The organism is Janthinobacterium sp. GW822-FHT07H11 (genome assembly GCF_058798615.1).
This window is the reverse complement of the sequence record NZ_CM179507.1, coordinates 4,797,067-4,818,030: the sequence shown is the minus strand read 5'-3', so window position 1 is coordinate 4,818,030 and position 20,964 is coordinate 4,797,067. Positions and strand designations below refer to the sequence as shown.

The following is a 20,964-nucleotide window of genomic DNA, read 5'->3' as shown; positions in this document are numbered from 1 at the left end:
GAGGAGCAGCCATGAATGCCAGCAACCGACTCATCATCTTTGACACCACCTTGCGCGACGGCGAGCAGTCGCCGGGCGCGTCCATGACGCGCGAGGAAAAGCTGCGCATCGCCAGGCAGCTCGAGCGCATGAAGGTCGACGTGATCGAGGCGGGCTTCGCCGCCGCCTCGCAGGGCGATTTCGAGTCGATACGGGCGATTGCCGGCGCCGTGCGCGAATCGACCATCTGCTCGCTGTCGCGCGCCAACGACCGCGACATCGCCCGCGCCGCCGAAGCGCTGGCGCCCACCGAGCGCAAGCGCATCCACACCTTCATCGCCACGTCGCCCCTGCACATGCAGATGAAGCTGCGCATGACGCCCGAGCAAGTGCTGCTGCAGGCGCAGAATGCCGTGCGCTTTGCGCGCCAGTTCACGGACGATATCGAATTCAGTCCCGAGGACGGCAGCCGCTCCGACGAGGATTTCCTCTGCCGCGTGCTCGAAGCCGTGATCGCCGAGGGCGCCACCACGATCAATTTCCCCGATACGGTGGGCTACGCCGTGCCTGAAATCTTCGGCGCGACCATCAAGCGCTTGCGCGAACGCATCCCGAATGCCGATAAGGCCATCTGGTCCGTGCATTGCCATAACGACCTGGGCCTGGCCGTGGCCAATTCGCTGGCCGGCGTCATGATCGGTGGCGCGCGGCAGATCGAGTGCACCGTCAACGGCCTCGGCGAACGGGCCGGCAATACGGCGCTGGAAGAGGTGGTGATGGCGCTGCGCACGCGCGCCGCGTACTACAACTTGACGGTGGGCATTGATACGACGCAAATCGTGGCCGCCTCGAAAATGGTGTCGCAGATCACGGGCTTTGCCGTGCAGCCGAACAAGGCCGTCGTCGGCGCGAACGCCTTTGCGCACGCGTCCGGCATCCACCAGGACGGCATTTTAAAGGCGCGCGAGACCTATGAAATCATGCGCGCCGAAGACGTGGGCTGGACCGCCAACAAGATCGTCCTTGGCAAATTATCGGGCCGCAACGCCTTCAAGCAGCGCCTGCAGGAGCTGGGCATCGCCCTGGACTCGGAGGCGGAAGTCAACGCCGCCTTCATCCGCTTCAAGGAGCTGGCCGACCGGAAATCCGAGATTTTCGACGAAGATATCATGGCCCTCGTCAGCGAGGAACAGCAGGCGCAGGAGAGTGAGCACTACCGTTTCATTTCGCTGACGCAGCAATCGACGACGGGCGCCGTGCCCCATGCGCGCGTGGAGTTTCTCGTCGGCAAAGAAAAGCGCAGCTGCGAAGGGCGCGGCGACGGCCCGGTCGACGCCACCGTCAACGCCATCGAAAGCGCGGCCGCCAGCGGCGCGGAACTGGTCTTGTTCTCCGTCAATGCCATCAGCACGGGCACGCAGTCGCAGGGCGAAGTCACCATGCGATTGTCGCGCGACGGACGCATCGTCAACGGCGTGGGCGCCGACCCGGACATCATCGTCGCCTCGGCCAAGGCGTATTTGTCGGCGCTGAACAAGCTGCACGCCAAGGATGAGCGTATCGACCCGCAGCCTTAGTGAAGGACGCCTGATTAAACCTACTACGCGTCGATATAGGTGGCCTGCGATGCTTACTGTACTAGAGTACGGTTGCGCTTCTTAGCCACCTCTCTCTTCCGCTCGCTACGGTTTTATCAGGCGTTGTTGCGCCGGTAATGTATTACCAGAAGAAGCGGCGCTCTTCCTTGGCCGGATCGGGGCCGTTCATCATCATGCGCACGATGCCGTCGTGGTCGAAGTGCACATGCATCATGGAATCCCACACGCCCGCTTCCTTGTAGCGGTAGGACCAGACGGTCAGTTTCGGGATGGCCAGGTAAGAGGTTTCCGTCGGACGGCCCAGCGTCTGCAGCACGTCTTGCCGTGTCGACACGCCCACCTTGATGCGGGCAAAGCCCGGCGTGTCGAGTACTTGCTCGTAAGAAATCAACCTGTCGTCGGGGCCGAAGCGGGCCATATACGTGTACTGGCCGTACGGCCCCGTCGCGTATTCCAGTTCCGGTCCCGTGGGCAGCTGGTAGATATTCGTCGGACGGCCCAGGCGCGCTTCCACGGCGGCGCGGGCCTCGCCCGGCTGCGGCGGCGGAGCGTTCCAGCTGGCGCAGCCGGCCAGCACGGCAAACAGCAGCGGCGTTGCTAATTTGAGCAGGTTTTTCATGTTTGTCCTCCTGATTTGCAGGAAAATCCTATCATGCGCCGAGAAAAGCCCGCACGACAGGATACAGGCGGGCATTTTTCCGATATACTTGCGCGTCTGGTTTGTAGCTAAGGGCCAGTATTTTAATAATCGTAGTTCACGGTGGATAGGGTTCAGACTCTGTGCACCGCATGTGAAAGGTTTATCATGACAGTAGAAAACATCAACAAAGCCGCTATCATCGCGGACAACGCACGTGGTCAAAACGACACCGGCTCCCCTGAAGTGCAAGTTGCACTGCTGACAGCTCGCATCAACGAACTGAACGGCCACTTCAAAGCCCACTCGAAAGATCACCACTCCCGCCGCGGCCTGATCATGATGGTCAACCGTCGTAAGAGCCTGTTGTCCTACCTGAAGGCTAAAGACGCTACCCGTTATCGCGACCTGATCGCTAAACTTGGTCTGCGCAAGTAATTTTTGCCGTACAAGGTTTATACAGAAATGCCTGCGCCAGTTCGCTGACGCGGGCATTTTGTCATTTGAATTCCGGATTTATGTCGCTAAGTAACGTATCCTTCTGGCGATGACTTGATTTAGAAGCAATGTAGTAAAGGTGGTAATAAGTAAAGGCAGCATTTTTACGCCGCCTGTGGTGAGGTGAACGACAGCCCCTGAAAATCTGTCGGCAATTAGAAAAGGGATACCCCATGTTTAACAAAGTTACGAAAACCTTCCAGTACGGTCAACATCAGGTGACCCTGGAAACCGGCGAAATCGCACGTCAGGCATCCGGCGCAGTGCTGGTGTCGATCGAAGATACCGTCGTTCTGGCAACGGTGGTGGCACGCAAAGATGCCAAGCCAGGCCAGGATTTCTTCCCTTTGACGGTTGATTATGTCGAGAAAACCTATGCTGCCGGTAAAATCCCGGGCGGTTTTTTCAAGCGCGAAGGCCGTCCTTCCGAAAAAGAAACACTGACATCGCGTCTGATCGACCGTCCTATCCGTCCGCTGTTCCCGGAAGGCTACCTGAATGAAGTGCAAGTCATCATTCACGTGCTGTCGGTCAACCCGGAAATCGATCCGGACATCGCCGCCATGATCGGCGCCTCGGCCGCCCTGTGCGTATCGGGCGTGCCTTTCAACGGCCCTATCGGCGCCGCGCGCGTCGGTTACGCCAACGGCCAGTACATCCTGAACCCGACCGTCCAGCAGCTGAAAACGTCGGAAATGGACCTGGTGGTCGCCGGTACCGAAACGGCCGTGCTGATGGTCGAATCGGAAGCGAAACAGCTGTCCGAAGAAATCATGCTGGGCGCCGTGGTCTTCGGCCACGACCAGATGAAAGTCGTCATCGACGCGATTCACGACCTGGTGCGCGACGGCGGCAAGCCGGAAGTGGAATGGGCGCCTGCGCCGAAGAACGAAGCACTGATCGCCCGCGTCGCGCATTTCGCCAACGCCAAGATCAATGACGCGTATCAAACCAAGGACAAGCAAGAGCGCACGGCCAAGCTGAAGGCGGCAACGTCGGAAGTGATCGCCGACCTGTCGGCCGAAGCGGCTGCCGCCGGCGGCGCGTCGATCGACAGCGCTGAAGTCAACAACATCCTGTTCGACATCGAAGCGAAGATCGTGCGCACGCAGATCCTGGACGGCGAGCCACGCATCGACGGCCGCGACACGCGCACCGTGCGTCCGATCTCGATCCGCACCAGCGTGCTGCCACGCACCCACGGTTCGGCCCTGTTTACGCGCGGCGAAACGCAGGCGCTGGTCGTCGCTACCCTGGGCACCGCCCGCGACAGCCAGAAGATCGATGCGCTGATGGGCGAATTCACCGATTCGTTCATGCTGCATTACAACATGCCTCCGTTCGCCACCGGCGAAACGGGCCGCGTCGGTACGCCGAAGCGCCGCGAAATCGGCCACGGCCGCCTGGCCAAGCGCGCGCTGATCGCCGCCCTGCCAGCAGCCGAAGAGTTCAGCTACTCGGTGCGCCTGGTATCGGAAATCACGGAATCGAACGGTTCCTCGTCGATGGCATCGGTGTGCGGCGGCTGCCTGGCACTGATGGACGCCGGCGTGCCGATGAAAGAACACGTGGCCGGCATCGCCATGGGCCTGATCAAGGAAGGCGGCAAGTTTGCCGTGTTGTCCGACATCCTGGGCGACGAAGATCACCTGGGCGACATGGACTTCAAGGTAGCCGGTACCCGCAACGGTATCACGGCGCTGCAGATGGACATCAAGATCATGGGCATCACCAAGGAAATCATGCAAGTGGCACTGGCGCAAGCCAAGGAAGGCCGCGAGCACATCCTGGGCGAAATGCAAAAAGCCATGCCGCACGTCAAAACCGAACTGTCCGATTTCGCACCGCGTCTGATCACCATCAAGATCAACCCGGAAAAAATCCGTGACGTGATCGGCAAGGGCGGCGCCGTGATCCGCGCGCTGACCGAAGAGACGGGCACCCAGATCGACATCAGCGACGAAGGCGTGGTCACCATCGCTTCCGTCGACGCTGCCGCCGGCCAGGAAGCCAAGCGCCGCATCGAAGAACTGACGGCCTCCGTCGAAGTGGGCAAGACCTACGAAGGCACCGTGCTGAAACTGCTGGACTTCGGCGCCATCGTGCAAGTCATGCCAGGCAAGGACGGCTTGCTGCACATCTCGCAGATCGCCAACGAGCGCGTCAACGCCGTGGCCGACTACCTGAAAGAAGGCCAGCTGGTGCGCGTCAAGGTGCTGGAAACGGACGACCGCGGCCGCCTGAAACTGTCGATGAAAGCTGCCGAAGGCAACGAAGCGCCAGCCGCTTAAGTTGAGCTAAGTTAGCCTGAGTGCGGCTTGGTCCGCATCTTCACCAACCGCCAGCGCGCAAGCCCTGGCGGTTTTTTTGCGTCTTGTTTGCGCTGCGTCGAAGGCCGGCGCCTGCCCGCGCCCCTGTCTGCGCGGACCTTGATGCAGCTCGCATCCGCGTCGGCGCCTCCTTGTAGATTCGTACGGGTTCCTTCCCCGTTCGTCACTTCCAAGGAGATGCAGCATGCTGAAACCCTACTGGCTGGCCGCCGCCTTCCTGATCGCGCTTGCCCCCGGCGCCCGGGCGCAGGCCGACGACAATCCGCTGCCGGTACCGCTGCCAATTCCGATAGCCGCCGCCTCTACGGCCATGCCGGCGCAAGACCTCGACGCCTTGCGCGCCGTGCATGCGCGCGAAATCAATGATCTCAGCACCTTCAGGACGGTGGGCTTGCAGCGCCAGGCGATCGATGCCTACCTGGCCGGCGACGAAGGGCAGCAGTTCCTGCGCGAGCTGGGCGCCGCCGACCCCGGCGCGCCGGCCGAGACGATCTATGCACGGGCCGCCGAGCAGCTCGCCTCGGGCGCCACCGTGCCCGCCTTGCAGGCCACGTCCACGCCGCTGGTGAAAATCGTGCCGCACGGCCAGAGCGTGTCGCCGTATTCGCCGTATTTCACCACCAGCCTGCAATTGCAGGCGACACCCAATGACTGCGCCAGCCTGGCCGACTGTTTCGGCCTGCCCTTGAAAAGCGAGGCGCCGCTGTATGATGTGTACCAGATCGTACCGCAGGGAACGGTGAAGGTATTCGTCAGCCAGGTCGCGCCCACCGAGGAATTGGGCGGCCTGGTGCGGCGCAAGGGCGGGGCGCTGCAGCATCTGCTGCCGAATCGCAAGCTGTGGTCGGCCCCCGTGCTGATCGGCACCATCAGGAATTGAGGACATGAGCATGGACCAGCAACGCCTGCAGGCATCGGCCGCCGAGCTCGAGCAGCTGCTGGCGCGCCATGCGCCAGCGGAGGCGGAGCTTGCCGGCCTGCGGCAGGCGCTGCAGCCCCTGCTGGCGCAAGCGCTGGCCGGCACCCTGGCCGCGCCGCTCGAGTGGGGCGAGGTACCGGGCGGGCGCTACTTCAGCGAGGGCGGCCTGCGCCGCTTTCCCGGGCTGGAGCAGGCGTATGCGCGTTTCAAGATCGAGGCCACAGGCGGCGCCTCGCCCGTGCTGCGTCAGCTGCGTGGCGAAAATTAAGATACTCCTGTGTCCTGCCTGGCAGGCCTGCATGTAACGATTGTTGTTTCCCGGTAATTAACTATCAGTATTGCTTGACGACAAAATCTTATTCCCGGACGATGGCGCATCCCTTTCATTTCCCTTTTTTATTGGATGCACCATGTTGTCCTCCCTTAAGGCGCGGCTGATCGCCATCGCCGTTTCCACCGTCGTGCTGGCCATGCTGGCCGTGGCCATCGCCAATTTCTATACCACGCGCTCGAGCACCCTGGCCGCGCTCGATACGCAGATGCTGCAGCTGTCGCACAGCCATGCGGCCGCGATTGCCGAATGGCTGCGTTCCAAGCAGGCTGTGGTGGCGTCGCTCAAGCAGGGCGCCACGGCGGCCGATCCCTTGCCGGCCCTGAAGGCGGCCGAGCAGGCGGGCACCTTCGACATGGCGTACATCGGCTTTGCCGACAAGCACGCCGTGTTCTCGCAGGAACGCAAGCGGGCCGCCGACTACGATCCCACGGCCCGCCCGTGGTACAAGCTGGCGTCCGAAGTGGGCGGCCCCATCATCACGGCGCCGTATATCGGCGCCAGCACGGGCAAGCTGGTGGTGACGTTCGCCGAGCCGCTGGGCGGCAAGGGCAGCGTGACGGGCGTGATGGCGGCCGACGTGATGATGGACGCGGTGGTGCAGAACGTCGCCTCGATCAAGCCGACGGCGGCCAGCTATGCCTTCCTCGTCGATGGCGGCGGCAAGATCATCGCCCACCCCGACGCCAAGCTGACCCTGAAGCCGCTGGCCGAACTCGATCCAGGCCTGAGCCCGCAGGCGCTGGTGGATATCGAAAAGAGCGGCGATGGCGCGGTCATCCGCCTGGACGGGCGCGATGGCATCCTGCACGTCAGCAAGGTGCCGGGCAGCGACTGGCTGCTGGCCACCGTGCTGGACCGCGCGGAAGCGACGCAGGCCTTGAGTTCCATGCTGCGCGCCTCGGCCCTGACGGCCTTGCTGGTGCTGGCTCTGGCCGCCACAGTCTTGAGCGTGCTGGTGGCGCGCGCCTTGCGCCGCCTGGGCCTGGTGCGCGACGCGATGGAAGCGATCGCCACCGGCGACGGCGACCTGACCAGCCGCCTCGATGCGGAAGGCACGGACGAGCTGGCGCAAATCGCCAAGGCGTTTAACTTGTTCGTCGAAAAGATCGCCACCGTGCTGGTGCAGATCCGCAGCATCAGCACCCTGGTGCGCAGCGAATCGGCCGACATCGCCGCCGGCAATGCCGACCTGTCGTCGCGCACGGAAGCGCAGGCGGGCGCGCTGGAAGAAACGGCCAGTTCGATGGATGAGCTGACCTCGACAGTGAAACAGAATGCGGAAAACGCGCATGCGGCCAACGAGCTGGCCGTGTCCGCCTCGGAAGTGGCGGCCAAGGGCGGCCGCGTGGTGCAGCAGGTGGTGGGCACCATGGCCGGCATCCAGGAAAGCTCGCGCAAGATCGTCGACATCATCGGCGTGATCGACGGCATCGCCTTCCAGACGAATATCCTGGCCCTGAATGCGGCCGTGGAAGCGGCGCGCGCGGGCGAGCAGGGCAGGGGCTTTGCCGTGGTCGCATCCGAGGTGCGCAACCTGGCGCAAAGGTCGGCCGGCGCGGCCAAGGAAATCAAGGAATTGATCGGCGACTCGGTGGAAAAAGTCGATGCCGGCGGTCGCCTGGTCAATGAAGCGGGCCAGACCATGGATCAGGTCGTGGCCTCGGTGCAGCAACTGACGGCCATCATGAGCGAGATCACGGTGGCCAGCCGCGAACAGAGCGCCGGCATCGGCGAGATCAATACGGCCGTCACGCACATGGATACGATGACGCAGCAGAACGCCGCCCTGGTCGAGCAGGCGGCGGCCGCCGCGGAAAGCCTGCAGGAACAGGCCGTTGACCTGGCGCAGGCCGTCGGCATGTTCCGCCTCGGCGATGCCGGCCCTGCCGCCGCGCCCGCGCCGGTGGCGCGCCCGCAGGCGCGGCCAGCGGCTCCGGCGCCGCGCGCGCCGGCCCGCGCGCTGCCGCCATCGCTATCGCCCGTCAAGCCCGTCAAGGCGGCGAAGTCCGGCGCCGACGAATGGGAAGAGTTTTAGGCTGCAAGCGTAGCGATCTGCGCGTTTATCCGCGTTTTTGTCAGGCCAGCCTGCCAAAAACGCAGTTCGTCGCAATCGGCGTGTCTGCCGGGGGCGGTATGGCTATAGTGACACCATACCGCAAGCCCACTGCCAGACACCCGAGGAGATTCAAATGAACGTTGCCAAAAACATGGAAATCATCGCCGTTGCCGCCGCCATCCTGCTCGGCACGGGCTGCTACGCCATCGCCCCGGCCGCCCCGGCCCTGCAGGTGGCCAGCTCCACGGCCACCCTGGCCGCACCAGGCGGCAAGGCCGCCATGCAGGTGGTGGTAGTCAAGGCCAAGCGCCTGAGCGCCGCCGAAAAAGCCCGTTTCGCTTAATTGATTGTCAGCAATTTTCGGCGCTGCTACAGTGGCGGCCAGCAGCAATGCGCGGAAGTCCCACGAGGGCGCCGCGACACATAAAAACAAGATACCGAGGATGCACTACATGAAAAAGACACTGGAACTGGCGCTGTTGTTGCTGGTCACACTGGGATTCGTGCGCGGCGTGGCCGCCGAGACGCGCTTGCTGGAAATGCGCACCATCGATGCCCGCGTGGTGAGGGTCAAGCTCGATGGCGTGATGGAAGTGCGCATCCGCCAGGGCAATGTGCCCTCGTTGAGCATCACGGCCGACAAGCGCTATATCGCCGACGTGAGCACGGCGCAAAGCGGCGACACCCTGCATATCGAAACCGAGGTGCGCGGGTTTAAAATCAACCCGGCATCGATACGCGCCGACCTGGTCTTGCCGAACTTGCGCGAATTGAGTTCCGAAGGCTTCGGCAGCACCGATATCACCGGTTTCACGGGCGAGGAGCTGACCCTGTCGCTGGAAGGGGCGGGCAGCATCAAGCTGGTGGGCGACTACCGCAAGCTCAATGCCAGCCTGGGCGGCGTGGGCAGCATGCAGCTCTGGATCGGCAACAATGAGCGCGCGGAGCTGGACCTGCAGGGTGCCGGCTCGGTGGTGCTGGGCGGACGCGGGCGTATCTTGAAAGCCACCTTGGGCGGCCTGGGCAGCCTCAATGCGCAGCAGTTCGAAGCCGATGCCGTGAACCTGGAATTGAGCGGCCTGGGCAATGCTACGGTGAATGCGCACACGAATGCGAGGCTGAACCTGAGCGGACTCGGTTCGGTGGTGGTGTACGGCAAGCCGGCCAACCGCGACGTCAGCGTCGAGGGCCTGGGCAAGGTGAGCTGGAAGTAAGCAAGCGCAGCCAGGCCTGGCTTTCTCCAGGCTGGATAAGAAAAAGCAGTGAGACTACATCCCATTCCGATGAAAAAACTGATCATTACACTACTCATGCTGTGCGCCATACAGCTGCCCGCGCGGGCCGGCTTCAGCGAGGGCGCCAGCGCCTACAACAACAAGAATTATGCGCTGGCCTACAAGGAAATATTGCCTCTTGCTAAGACCGGCAACGCCGATGCCCAGCATTTGCTAGGCCTGATGTACTACATGGGGCGCGGCTTGCCGCAGGATTACAAGCAAGCCATGTTCTGGCACCGCAAGGCGGCCGAACAGGGCAAGGCCGATGCCCAGTACGTGGTGGGCGCCATGTATTACACGGGCAATGCCGTGTTGCAGGACCACAAGCAGGCCGTCGCCTGGTTCCGCAAGGCGGCCGAGCAGAACCACGCCGAGGCGCAGCAGGTGCTGGGCCTGATGTACCGCTATCACATGGGCGGCATGCCGCAGGATGTGGTCATCGCCTACATGCTGTGGAACCTGGCCGCCGCGAATGGCAACGCGAATGCGGCCGACCAGCGCGCCGCCCTGGTGCGCAAGATGACGCATGAGCAGGTCGAGGAAGGGCAGGCGCTGTCGGCCAAGTGGAAGCCCGGCACGCCCTTGCCGCGCCAGTCGAAGACGGGCGCGGGCTGACAGGGGCGGGGCTCGCGTGACGGCCTGCAAGGGGCGGCGGCTTGGCGTACAATCGCCGTTTTCCCTTGAAAGAGTCCCGCCATGCGTGCAGTTGCCATCAGCCAGCCAGGTCCCGCCGACGTTTTGCAGATCGCCGAGCGTCCCGTTCCCGCCTTCAAGGCGGGTGAACTGCTGATCAAGGTGCATGCGGCCGGCATCAATCGCCCCGACGTGCTGCAGCGCCTGGGAAAATATGCGCCGCCGGCCGGCGCCTCCGACTTGCCGGGCCTGGAAGTGGCGGGCGAAGTCGTCGACGGCGATTTCAGCAACACTGAATTTAAAAAAGGCGACCTGGTCTGCGCGCTGGTGCAGGGCGGCGGCTATGCCGAGTACTGCGCGGCTCCGAGCGGCCAGTGCCTACCCTTGCCCAAGGGCTTGACGGCGCTCGAAGGCGCGTCCCTGCCGGAAAACTTCTTTACCGTGTGGAGCAATGTCTTTGACCGCTGCGCGCTGGCCGACGGCGAAACCTTATTGGTGCAGGGCGGCACGTCCGGCATCGGCGTGGCGGCCATTCAATTGGCGGCCGCGCTCGGCCACCGCGTGTTCGCCACGGCCGGCAGCGACGAGAAGGCGCGCGCCTGCGAGGCGCTCGGCGCCGAACGGGGCATCAATTACCGCACGGAAGATTTCGTTGCCGTCATCAAGGAATTGACCGCTGGCAAAGGCGTCGACGTCATCCTCGACATGGTGGGCGGCGACTACCTGCCGCGCGAAATCGCCTGCCTGGCCGACGACGGCCGCATCGGCCTGATCGCCGTGCAGGGCGGCACCAAGGCGGAGCTGGACCTGGGTGCCTTGCTGCGCCGCCGCCTGACGGTGACCGGTTCCACCTTGCGCCCCCGTTCCGTGGCCTTCAAGGCGGCCATCGCGCACCACCTGCGCACGACCGTCTGGCCGCTGATCGAGGCGGGCAAGATCAAGCCCGTGATCTATCAAACTTTCCCGTTGGAACAGGCCAGCGAGGCGCATGCCTTGATGGAGGCGAGCACGCACGTGGGCAAGATCATGTTGCAAGTTGCCTGAAACGGGGCACTGCCTGTTTGACCGGCATCGGTGCCGGAGTTAGAATGACGGGTTATTAAGAATTTAGGCTACTATGCGTCGCAAACTCGTCGTCGGAAATTGGAAAATGAACGGCAGTCGCACCTCGAACGCGGTGTTATTGTCTGAAATAGTTGCTGGCCTGGCTGCTTCTGGCGCCGCCAGCGCCGTCTGCGTGCCTGCGCCGTATCTGGCGCAGTGCCAGGCGCAATTGGCAGGCTCGGCTCTTGGCTGGGGCGCGCAGGATGTCTCCGCGCACGCCAGCGGTGCGTACACGGGCGAAATCTCGGCCGCGATGCTGCAGGATTTCGGCTGCGGCTATGTGGTGATCGGGCATTCCGAGCGCCGCGCCTACCATGGCGAGACCGATGCGCAGGTGGCGGCCAAGACGGTGGCCGCGCTGGCGGCCGGCATCACGCCTATCGTCTGCATCGGCGAGACGCTGGCACAGCGCGAAGCGGGCCAGACCAACGCCGTGGTGGAGCAGCAGCTGGGCGCCGTGCTGGCGGCGATTGCCGCCGACGACGTGGCGAAGCTGGTGCTGGCCTATGAACCGGTCTGGGCCATCGGCACGGGCAAGACGGCCACGCCGCAAATGGCGCAGGACGTGCATCAGGTATTGCGCGCCCAGCTGGCGGCAAAGAATGCGGTAGCGGCGGCCGGCGTGCAGATCCTGTACGGCGGCAGCATGAAGCCGGAGAACGCAAAAGAATTGATGGCGATGCCGGATATCGATGGCGGTCTGATCGGTGGAGCGGCATTGAAGGCGGCGGATTTCCTGGCGATTATTCACGCCGCCGATTGAATTAATTTAAACTGAGAATGGAATTGCAATGAACATGATGTTCAATCTGGTAGTGGTAGTACAGGTTATTTCGGCATTGTCGATTATCGCGCTGGTGTTGCTGCAGCACGGCAAGGGCGCCGACATGGGTGCCGCCTTCGGTTCGGGCGCCTCGGGCAGCCTGTTCGGTGCGACGGGTTCGTCGAACTTCATGTCGAAGTCGACGGGCGTCGCCGCCGCGATCTTCTTCGGCGCCACCCTGGCCCTGTCGCTGATGGCCAACCAGCGCGCCACCACGGTGGGCGGCGGCGTGATGGACAAGGTCGTCAAGCCGGTGCCGGTCACCGGCGCGGGCGCGATCCCGACGACGGTGCCTGCGGCAGCCCCGGCAGCCAGCGCTCCGGCGGCGGCGGCACCGGTTGCCAGCACCCCGGCCGGCGCGATTCCGAAGTAATTTGGTATTGACTGAGTAGTAACTCGATACCTCATCGAGAGTAATTCTCATTACGGGCAGATTATTGCTCAATGTTTCAGCAGCGCGGCAGGAAAAAATCGTGACGCGCTGGAAGATGTAAAAATTTATCGTTTTTATCTGTGTTTTGATGCATTTGTGCATTAACTTTAGCGGCAAAGCAGAGTAGAATACGGGCCTTACCGCCGACGTGGTGAAATTGGTAGACACGCTATCTTGAGGGGGTAGTGGCGCAAGCTGTACGAGTTCGAGTCTCGTCGTCGGCACCAGAAATCAGAAGCCAGCAACGGCGCACGAGCCATGGCTCGTACAAAGTTGCTGGCTTTTTTTACGAGGATGTGTCGTTCGATCCTGGTCTTAGCTTTGATTGGGGTCGTGCGTTAGATACGCTGCAAATGATCGCAGCGTCCTCATTTAACCGATCGTTCAATATAAGCTTATCAATCGTGAACCTCGAAAATTACTTCCCCGTCCTGCTGTTCATTATTATCGGCCTCGGTGTCGGTATCGCTCCCCAGCTCCTGGGGCGCCTGTTAGGCCCTAACAAGCCTGACGCAGCAAAACTCTCCCCGTACGAATGTGGCTTTGAAGCATTCGAAGACGCGCGCATGAAATTCGATGTGCGCTACTATCTGGTCGCAATCCTGTTTATTTTGTTCGATCTGGAAACCGCATTCTTTTTCCCGTGGGGCGTTGCAATGCGCGACCTGGGCTGGGCCGGTTTCGTCACGATGATGGTGTTCATCGCTGAATTCGTGGTCGGATTTTGGTACATTTGGAAGAAAGGTGCCCTTGACTGGGAATAAGCCATGGCTATTGAAGGCGTATTAAGCGAAGGTTTCATCACCACCTCGGCCGACAAGCTGATCAACTGGGCGCGCACCGGGTCTATGTTCCCGATGACGTTCGGTCTGGCCTGCTGTGCGGTCGAAATGATGCATGTGGGCGCAGCCCGCTACGATATGGACCGTTTCGGCGTCGTGTTCCGTCCGTCGCCGCGTCAGTCCGACGTCATGATCGTTGCCGGTACCCTGTGCAACAAGATGGCGCCGGCCCTGCGCAAGGTCTACGACCAGATGGCAGAGCCACGCTGGGTCATCTCGATGGGTTCCTGCGCCAATGGCGGCGGGTACTACCATTACTCCTATTCCGTGGTGCGCGGTTGCGACCGCATCGTGCCCGTCGACGTGTATGTGCCTGGCTGTCCACCGACCGCTGAAGCCTTGCTGTACGGCATCATGCAGTTGCAGAACAAGATCAAGCGTACCAGCACGATCGCACGCTAACCGGGCCGCTTCAGATTATGACTACACATTTAGAAGTATTGCAAAACGCCCTAGGCACTGCCCTGGGCGATCGCGTTAGCACGACGGTTGCGCTGGGCGAAGTCACCTTGCAGGTCAAGGCCGAGGACTACCTGGCCGTGATGCAGACCTTGCGCGACGATCCGAGCCTGCATTTCGAGCAATTACTCGACCTGTGCGGCGTCGACTACTCGACCTATGGCGACGGCAGCTGGGATGGCCTGCGTTACGCGGCCGTTTCGCACTTGCTGTCGGTCAAGCACAACTGGCGCGTGCGCGTGCGCGTGTTCGCGCCCGACGACGACATGCCGCTGCTGCCCTCCGTGGTCGGCATCTGGCGCGCCGTCAACTGGTACGAGCGCGAAGCGTTCGACCTGCTGGGCATCCTCTTCGAAGGCCACAATGACTTGCGCCGCCTGCTGACCGACTACGGTTTCATCGGCCATCCGTTCCGCAAGGATTTCCCCGTCTCCGGCTATGTCGAGATGCGTTACGATCCGGAACAAAAGCGCGTGATTTACCAGCCCGTGACGATCGAGCCGCGGGAAAACGTGCCGCGCGTGATCCGCGAAGAACATTACGGGATGAAATAATGGCTGAGATTAAGAACTACACCCTGAACTTTGGGCCACAGCATCCGGCCGCGCACGGTGTGCTGCGCCTGGTGCTGGAGATGGATGGCGAAGTCATCCAGCGCGCCGACCCGCATATCGGCCTGCTGCACCGCGCCACCGAAAAGCTGGCCGAACAGAAGACCTACCTGCAATCCGTGCCGTACATGGACCGTCTCGACTATGTGTCGATGATGTGCAATGAACATGCGTACGTGATGGCCATCGAAAAGATGCTGGGCCTGGAAGTGCCGCTGCGCGCGCAATACATCCGCGTCATGTTCGACGAGATGACGCGCATCCTGAACCACCTGATGTGGCTCGGCACCCACGCGCTGGACGTCGGCGCCATGGGCCCGTTCCTGTATTGCTTCCGCGACCGCGAAGACTTGTTCGACGCCTACGAGGCAGTGTCGGGCGCGCGCATGCACGCGGCCTACTACCGTCCGGGCGGCGTGTACCGCGACCTGCCGGACGCGATGCCGCAGCACAAGGCGTCGATCATCCGCAACGCCAAGGCGATTTCCAAGCTGAATGAAAACCGCCAGGGTTCGCTGCTGGACTTCATCGAAGACTTCGCGCGCCGTTTCCCGAACTCGGTGGACGAGTACGAAACGTTGCTGACCGACAACCGTATCTGGAAGCAACGGACCGTCGGCATCGGCGTGGTCTCGCCGGAAGATGCGCTGGCCATGGGCTTTACGGGCGCCATGCTGCGCGGCTCGGGCGTGCAGTGGGACTTGCGCAAGAAACAGCCGTACGAAGTGTACGACCTGATGGATTTCGACATTCCTATCGGCACCAACGGCGATTGCTACGACCGCTACCTGGTCCGCGTGGAAGAGCTGCGCCAGTCGAACCGCATCATCAAGCAATGCGTGGAGTGGCTGCGCAACAATGAAGGTCCTGTCATGACCAGCAACCGCAAGGTGGCGCCTCCGGGCCGCGTCGACATGAAGACCAACATGGAGTCCTTGATTCACCACTTCAAGCTGTTCACGGAAGGTTTCCACGTGCCGCCAGGCGAGGCCTACAGCGCCGTGGAACATCCGAAGGGCGAGTTCGGCGTGTACCTGGTGTCCGATGGCGCCAACAAGCCGTACCGCATGAAACTGCGCGCGCCAGACTACGCCCACTTGCAGTCGCTCGATGAAATGGCGCGTGGGCACATGCTTGCCGACGCCGTGACCATCATCGGGACGCAAGATATCGTGTTCGGCAGTATTGACCGCTAAGAGGCAAAAAGTATGTTGTTATCAGAGCAATGTTATAAGAAAGTTGACCGCGAGCTGGCCAAGTACCCGGCCGACCAGCGTCAATCCGCCGTCATGGCCGCGCTGGCCCACGCCCAGGATGAACTGGGCTGGCTGGCGCCGGAAACCATGAAGGAACTGGCCGATTACATCGGCATGCCGGCCATTGCCGTGCAGGAAGTTGCCACGTTCTACAATATGTACAACGTCAAGCCCGTGGGCAAGCACAAGATCACCGTGTGCACCAACCTGCCATGCGCCCTGTCGGGCGGCGTGCGCGCAGCCGAGTACCTGAAGCAGAAGCTGGGGATCGATTTCCGCGAAACCACCGCTGATGGCCAGTTCACCCTGGTTGAAGGCGAGTGCATGGGTGCTTGCGGCGATGCGCCTGTCTTGCTGGTCAGTAATAAAACCATGTGCAGCTGGATGTCGAACGAGAAAATCGACGCCATGCTGGAGGAACTCAAGAAATGACGTCACTCCACAACCGCCATATCGATCCATTGATCCTGAAGGATCTGGATGGCAAGAACTGGCATTTGCAAGATTATGTGAACCGCGGCGGCTATTCGGCCCTGCGGCGTATCCTGGAAGAGAAAATCACGCCGGAACAGATCATCGCCGACCTCAAGGCCTCGTCCTTGCGCGGCCGTGGCGGCGCGGGTTTCCCTACGGGCTTGAAGTGGAGCTTCATGCCGCGCCAGTTCCCGGGCCAGAAATACCTCGTCTGCAATACAGATGAAGGCGAACCGGGCACTTTCAAGGACCGCGACATCATTCGTTACAATCCCCATGCCCTGATCGAAGGCATGGCCATTGGCGCTTATGCGATGGGCATCACCGTCGGTTATAACTATATTCACGGTGAAATCTTTCAGGAATACCTGCGTTTCGAAGAAGCGCTGGAAGAGGCGCGCGCCGCCGGTTTCCTCGGTGACAAGATCATGGGCAGCGAGTTCTCGTTCCAGTTGCATGCGCACCATGGTTATGGCGCCTACATCTGCGGCGAAGAAACGGCCCTGCTCGAATCGCTGGAAGGCAAGAAAGGCCAGCCGCGCTTCAAGCCGCCTTTCCCCGCCTCGTTCGGCCTGTACGGCAAACCGACGACGATCAACAACACGGAAACCTTCGCGGCCGTGCCTTTCGTGCTGAACATTGGTCCAGAGAAATACCTGGCGATGGGCAAGCCGAACAACGGCGGTTCGAAGATCTTCTCGATCTCGGGCGACGTGGAAAAACCGGGCAACTACGAAGTGCCGCTCGGCACCCCGTTTGCGACCCTGCTGGAACTGGCAGGCGGCATGCGCGGTGGCAAAAAGATCAAGGCCGTGATTCCTGGCGGCTCGTCCGCGCCGGTGATCCGCGGCGACATCATGATGCAGACCGACCTGGACTACGACTCGATCGCGAAAGCCGGTTCGATGTTGGGTTCGGGCGCCGTCATAGTGATGGACGAAACACGCTGCATGGTGAAGGCGCTGGAGCGCCTGTCCTACTTCTATTTTGAAGAATCGTGCGGCCAGTGTACGCCTTGCCGTGAAGGCACAGGCTGGATGTACCGCATGGTGCACCGCATCGAGCAGGGGCAGGGTCGTCCAGACGACCTGGACATGCTCAACTCGATCGCCGACAACATCCAGGGCCGCACCATTTGCGCGCTGGGCGATGCGGCTGCCATGCCGGTACGGGCCTTCATTAAGAATTTCCGTGAAGAATTTGAATATCATATCGAGCACAAGCATTGCCTAGTGCCCGCATATATCTAAGCTGCGTCAGGTAACGATCACCATGGTTGAAATCGAAATAGACGGCAAAAAAGTCGAAGTCCCTGCTGGTAGCATGGTGATGGACGCCGCCAACAAATTGGGAACCTACATTCCGCACTTCTGCTATCACAAGAAATTGTCGATCGCAGCGAACTGCCGCATGTGCCTGGTCGAAGTGGAAAAGGCGCCCAAGCCTTTGCCCGCTTGCGCGACCCCGGTCAGTGCCGGCATGATCGTGCGCTCCGCCAGCGACAAGGCTGTGCAGGCGCAAAAGTCGGTCATGGAATTCTTGCTGATTAACCACCCGCTCGATTGCCCTATCTGCGATCAGGGCGGCGAATGCCAGTTGCAAGACTTGGCCGTCGGTTACGGCAAGAGCGAATCGCGCTACAAGGAAGACAAGCGCGTCGTCACGCCGAAGGAAGCCGGTCCGCTGGTCTCCATGCAAGAGATGTCGCGCTGCATCCAGTGCACCCGCTGCGTGCGCTTTGGCCAGGAAGTGGCCGGCGTGATGGAGCTGGGCATGATCGGCCGCGGCGAACACTCGGAAATCGTGTCCTTTGTCGGCCAGACGGTCGACTCCGAACTGTCGGGCAACATGATCGACCTGTGCCCGGTCGGCGCACTGACCTCGAAGCCGTTCCGCTACAGCGCCCGTACGTGGGAACTGTCGCGCCGCAAATCGGTCAGCCCGCATGACGGCCTGGGCGCGAACCTGATCGTGCAAGTGAAAGCCGGCAAGGTCAAGCGCGTATTGCCGCTGGAAAACGAAGCCGTCAACGAGTGCTGGATCTCGGACAAGGACCGTTTCTCGTACGAAGCGCTGGACAGCGCTGAACGCCTGACTTCCCCGATGCTGAAACAAGGCAACGAGTGGAAAGAAGTCGATTGGCAAACCGCGCTCGAATACGTGGCGCACGGTTTAAAAAATATCAAGCACGAGCATGGCGCTGACGCCATTGCCGCGCTGGCAACGCCGCATTCGACTGTCGAAGAGCTGGTCTTGCTGCAAAAAGTCGCCCACGGCCTCGGTTCCGAGCACGTCGACTTCCGCCTGCGCCAGACCGACTTCGCGCTCGACGCGAGCGTGAAACCATGGCTGGGCATGCCGATCAGCGAATTTGGCCAGATCAAGCGCGCCTTCGTCATCGGCTCCTTCCTGCGCAAGGATCACCCATTGCTGGCCACGCGTTTGCGCGCGTCCGTCAAGGGCGGCGCCAAGCTGGCTATCCTGCACGCGTCCGACGATGATCAACTGATCACCATCGCCAACAAGATGATCGCCGCACCGAGCGATTGGCTGGCGGCCTTGTCGGAAGTGGTCGTCGCTGTTGCTAAAGCGAAAGAAATCGCCGCGCCTGCCGGTTTTGAAGCCATTGTTGCTTCGGACGTGGCCGTGGCGATTGCCGCCAGCCTGATGGCCGGCGACCATGGCGCCGTGCTGCTGGGGAATGCGGCAACGCAACACCCGCAAGCGTCGCAACTGCATGCTGCCGCGCAATGGATCGCCGAACAGACGGGCGCCAAGCTTGGTTACCTGACGGAAGCGGCCAACACGGTCGGCGCGCACCTGGTCGCCAAGCCGCGCGCCAATGTGCAAGCCGCCTTTGCCGTGCCGAAGAAAGCCTATGTGCTGCTGCACGCCGAGCCGGAACTCGATGCCGCCAATCCACAGGCGGCCCGCGCCGCCCTCGATGGCGCCGACATGGTCGTGGCGATGTCGGCCTTCAAGCACGGCATGGATTACGCCGATGTCTTGCTGCCGATCGCCCCGTTCGCTGAAACCTCGGGCACCTTCGTCAACTGCGAAGGCCGCGCGCAAAGCTTCAACGGCACCGTGAAACCGCTGGCGGAAACCCGTCCAGCCTGGAAAGTGCTGCGCGTGCTGGGCAACATCCTGGGCCTGGCCGGTTTCGACTACGACACCTCGGAAGCGATCCGCGACGAAGCGTTCGGCGCCGGCGTGACCGACCTGTCGGCACAGCTGAACAATATCGCCAAGAACGCACCGGAAGCGGCAAGCTATGCACCGGCTTCGCCAGCGCTGCAACGCATCGCCGACGTGCCGATCTACTTCGCCGACGCGCTGGTACGCCGCTCCGAACCGCTGCTGCGCACGGTCGATGGCGCCGCGCCGCAAGCGCACCTGTCGCCGGCATTGGCCGAGAAGCTGGGCATCAAGGCAGGCGACAAGGTCAAAGTGGCGCAAGGCTCCGGCAGCGCCATCCTGGTGGCGGCAATTCACGCCGGCCTGCCAGCCAACGTGGTCAAGGTGTCGGCGGCGCATGCCTCGACGGCTGGCCTGGGCGGCATGTTCGGTGACATCACAGTTGAAACAGCAGAGGGGAAAATCTGATGGCTCTGCCTGAATTTGTAAACGTCATCAACAGCAGCGGCCAGGATTTGCTGGGCGGCTCGTGGCCGTTCTTCTGGACCCTGATCAAGATCCTGTGCGTGCTGCTGCCGCTGATGGGCCTGGTTGCCTACCTGACCTTGTGGGAACGCAAGCTGATCGGCTGGATCCAGATCCGCGTCGGCCCGAACCGCGTCGGCCCCTTGGGCTTGCTGCAACCGATCGCCGATGCGCTGAAACTCTTGTTCAAAGAGATCATCATCCCGTCCAAGGCCGCCAAGGGCCTGTTCGTGATCGGCCCGATCATGACCATCATGCCGGCCCTGGCCGCCTGGGTGGTCGTGCCTTTCGGTCCGGAAGCCGTGCTGGCCAACGTCAACGCGGGCTTGCTGCTGCTGCTGGCGATTACCTCGATGGAAGTCTACGGCATCATCATCGCCGGCTGGGCCTCGAACTCGAAGTACTCGTTCATGGGCGCCATGCGCGCTTCGGCACAGATGATTTCGTATGAAATCCCGATGGGCTTCGTGATGGTCATCGTGCTGATGGTCTCGGGCAGCCTGAACTTCATCGACATCGTCGGCGGCCAGCAGATCGGCTTCTTCGCCGACAAGGGCGTCAATTTCATGTCGTGGAACTGGCTGCCGCTGCTGCCGATGTTCGTCATCTACCTGGTGTCGGGCCTGGCCGAAGCCAACCGCCATCCGTTCGACGTGGTCGAAGGCGAGTCGGAAATCGTGGCCGGCCACATGGTCGAGTACTCGGGCATGGCCTACGCCATGTTCATGCTGGCCGAATACGCCAACATGATCCTGATCGGCGCCCTGGCTTCGATCATGTTCCTCGGCGGCTGGTCCGCACCGTTTGCCTTCCTTGAATTCTGGGGCGGTTTCGGCGGCTTCTTCTGGCTGTTTGCAAAAACCTTCTTCATCGTGTCGGTGTTCATCTGGGTGCGCGGTACTTTCCCACGCTACCGTTATGACCAGATCATGCGCCTCGGTTGGAAAGTGTTTATCCCGTTGACGCTGGTCTACCTGGTCTTCGTCGCTGCCTGGATGCAGACATCCTGGAATATTTGGAAGTAAGAGAGTGCATACG

General features: G+C 61.8%; 21 protein-coding genes and 1 tRNA gene. 21 read left to right on the top strand and 1 reads right to left on the bottom strand.

The features are described 5' to 3' along the window. Positions 1-11 precede the first annotated feature (11 nt). Entirely contained in the window at positions 12-1,556 is a 1,545-nt protein-coding gene (locus tag AC3RCJ_RS21230; protein WP_492964980.1) for a 2-isopropylmalate synthase, read from the top strand. 142 nt (positions 1,557-1,698) lie between these two features. On the opposite strand, the gene bamE is transcribed toward AC3RCJ_RS21230, so the two are convergent. Next, complete coding sequence (gene bamE / locus AC3RCJ_RS21225; RefSeq protein WP_492964979.1) at positions 1,699-2,196, bottom strand: outer membrane protein assembly factor BamE domain-containing protein; 498 nt, start codon at positions 2,194-2,196, stop codon at positions 1,699-1,701. Positions 2,197-2,382: 186 nt separating this feature from the next. Between bamE and rpsO the strand changes: the two genes are divergently transcribed. The 20 genes from rpsO (at position 2,383) to nuoH (ending at position 20,951) form a co-directional block, all read left to right on the top strand. Then, a complete protein-coding gene (rpsO, locus tag AC3RCJ_RS21220; RefSeq protein WP_010399743.1) occupies positions 2,383-2,652 on the top strand; it encodes a 30S ribosomal protein S15 in 270 nt (89 codons plus the stop codon). A 233-nt stretch (positions 2,653-2,885) separates the two neighbouring features. Continuing rightward, on the top strand, positions 2,886-5,003 hold the full coding sequence (pnp, locus tag AC3RCJ_RS21215; RefSeq protein WP_010399742.1) for a polyribonucleotide nucleotidyltransferase: 2,118 nt from the start codon (positions 2,886-2,888) through the stop codon (positions 5,001-5,003). Between the two features lie 223 nt (positions 5,004-5,226). After that, positions 5,227-5,922, top strand: coding sequence for a hypothetical protein (locus tag AC3RCJ_RS21210; RefSeq protein WP_492964978.1), 696 nt, complete (start codon positions 5,227-5,229; stop codon positions 5,920-5,922). A 10-nt stretch (positions 5,923-5,932) separates the two neighbouring features. Next, the gene (locus AC3RCJ_RS21205) at positions 5,933-6,229 is read left to right on the top strand and encodes a hypothetical protein (protein ID WP_492964977.1); all 297 of its coding nucleotides are present in this window, start codon (positions 5,933-5,935) and stop codon (positions 6,227-6,229) included. A gap of 142 nt (positions 6,230-6,371) precedes the next feature. Continuing rightward, complete coding sequence (locus tag AC3RCJ_RS21200; protein WP_492965116.1) at positions 6,372-8,330, top strand: methyl-accepting chemotaxis protein; 1,959 nt, start codon at positions 6,372-6,374, stop codon at positions 8,328-8,330. A gap of 154 nt (positions 8,331-8,484) precedes the next feature. Beyond that, complete coding sequence (locus AC3RCJ_RS21195) at positions 8,485-8,694, top strand: hypothetical protein (protein WP_492960727.1); 210 nt, start codon at positions 8,485-8,487, stop codon at positions 8,692-8,694. Between the two features lie 109 nt (positions 8,695-8,803). After that, positions 8,804-9,565, top strand: a complete 762-nt coding sequence (locus AC3RCJ_RS21190) for a GIN domain-containing protein (RefSeq protein WP_492960725.1) — start codon at positions 8,804-8,806, stop codon at positions 9,563-9,565. A gap of 69 nt (positions 9,566-9,634) precedes the next feature. Continuing rightward, the gene (locus tag AC3RCJ_RS21185; protein WP_492960733.1) at positions 9,635-10,243 is read left to right on the top strand and encodes a tetratricopeptide repeat protein; all 609 of its coding nucleotides are present in this window, start codon (positions 9,635-9,637) and stop codon (positions 10,241-10,243) included. 81 nt (positions 10,244-10,324) lie between these two features. Beyond that, positions 10,325-11,305 (top strand): NAD(P)H-quinone oxidoreductase, encoded by a 981-nt coding sequence (locus AC3RCJ_RS21180; RefSeq protein ID WP_492960723.1) that lies wholly within the window; start codon positions 10,325-10,327, stop codon positions 11,303-11,305. Between the two features lie 73 nt (positions 11,306-11,378). After that, positions 11,379-12,128, top strand: a complete 750-nt coding sequence (gene tpiA / locus AC3RCJ_RS21175; RefSeq protein WP_492960721.1) for a triose-phosphate isomerase — start codon at positions 11,379-11,381, stop codon at positions 12,126-12,128. A gap of 28 nt (positions 12,129-12,156) precedes the next feature. Further along, positions 12,157-12,561 carry a preprotein translocase subunit SecG gene (secG, locus tag AC3RCJ_RS21170; RefSeq protein WP_034749996.1) on the top strand — a complete coding sequence of 135 codons (405 nt, stop codon included), beginning with the start codon at positions 12,157-12,159 and terminating at the stop codon, positions 12,559-12,561. A 202-nt stretch (positions 12,562-12,763) separates the two neighbouring features. Continuing rightward, positions 12,764-12,848: transfer RNA gene (locus tag AC3RCJ_RS21165), tRNA-Leu, on the top strand. A 177-nt stretch (positions 12,849-13,025) separates the two neighbouring features. Next, complete coding sequence (locus tag AC3RCJ_RS21160; RefSeq protein ID WP_010399734.1) at positions 13,026-13,385, top strand: NADH-quinone oxidoreductase subunit A; 360 nt, start codon at positions 13,026-13,028, stop codon at positions 13,383-13,385. Positions 13,386-13,388: 3 nt separating this feature from the next. Next, the gene (locus tag AC3RCJ_RS21155) at positions 13,389-13,865 is read left to right on the top strand and encodes a NuoB/complex I 20 kDa subunit family protein (RefSeq protein ID WP_010399733.1); all 477 of its coding nucleotides are present in this window, start codon (positions 13,389-13,391) and stop codon (positions 13,863-13,865) included. 17 nt (positions 13,866-13,882) lie between these two features. Then, the gene (locus AC3RCJ_RS21150; protein WP_492960718.1) at positions 13,883-14,476 is read left to right on the top strand and encodes an NADH-quinone oxidoreductase subunit C; all 594 of its coding nucleotides are present in this window, start codon (positions 13,883-13,885) and stop codon (positions 14,474-14,476) included. After that, positions 14,476-15,729 (top strand): NADH-quinone oxidoreductase subunit D, encoded by a 1,254-nt coding sequence (locus AC3RCJ_RS21145; RefSeq protein ID WP_010399731.1) that lies wholly within the window; start codon positions 14,476-14,478, stop codon positions 15,727-15,729. Before AC3RCJ_RS21150 ends, AC3RCJ_RS21145 begins: the two co-directional genes overlap by 1 nt. A 12-nt stretch (positions 15,730-15,741) precedes the next feature. Beyond that, positions 15,742-16,221 carry an NADH-quinone oxidoreductase subunit NuoE gene (gene nuoE / locus AC3RCJ_RS21140; protein ID WP_492960716.1) on the top strand — a complete coding sequence of 160 codons (480 nt, stop codon included), beginning with the start codon at positions 15,742-15,744 and terminating at the stop codon, positions 16,219-16,221. After that, positions 16,218-17,513 (top strand): NADH-quinone oxidoreductase subunit NuoF, encoded by a 1,296-nt coding sequence (gene nuoF / locus AC3RCJ_RS21135; RefSeq protein ID WP_010399729.1) that lies wholly within the window; start codon positions 16,218-16,220, stop codon positions 17,511-17,513. Before nuoE ends, nuoF begins: the two co-directional genes overlap by 4 nt. Before the next feature lie 22 nt (positions 17,514-17,535). Then, positions 17,536-19,869 carry an NADH-quinone oxidoreductase subunit NuoG gene (gene nuoG / locus AC3RCJ_RS21130; protein ID WP_492960713.1) on the top strand — a complete coding sequence of 778 codons (2,334 nt, stop codon included), beginning with the start codon at positions 17,536-17,538 and terminating at the stop codon, positions 19,867-19,869. Continuing rightward, positions 19,869-20,951 (top strand): NADH-quinone oxidoreductase subunit NuoH, encoded by a 1,083-nt coding sequence (gene nuoH, locus AC3RCJ_RS21125; RefSeq protein ID WP_492960711.1) that lies wholly within the window; start codon positions 19,869-19,871, stop codon positions 20,949-20,951. Before nuoG ends, nuoH begins: the two co-directional genes overlap by 1 nt. The last annotated feature ends 13 nt before the right edge of the window (positions 20,952-20,964 follow it).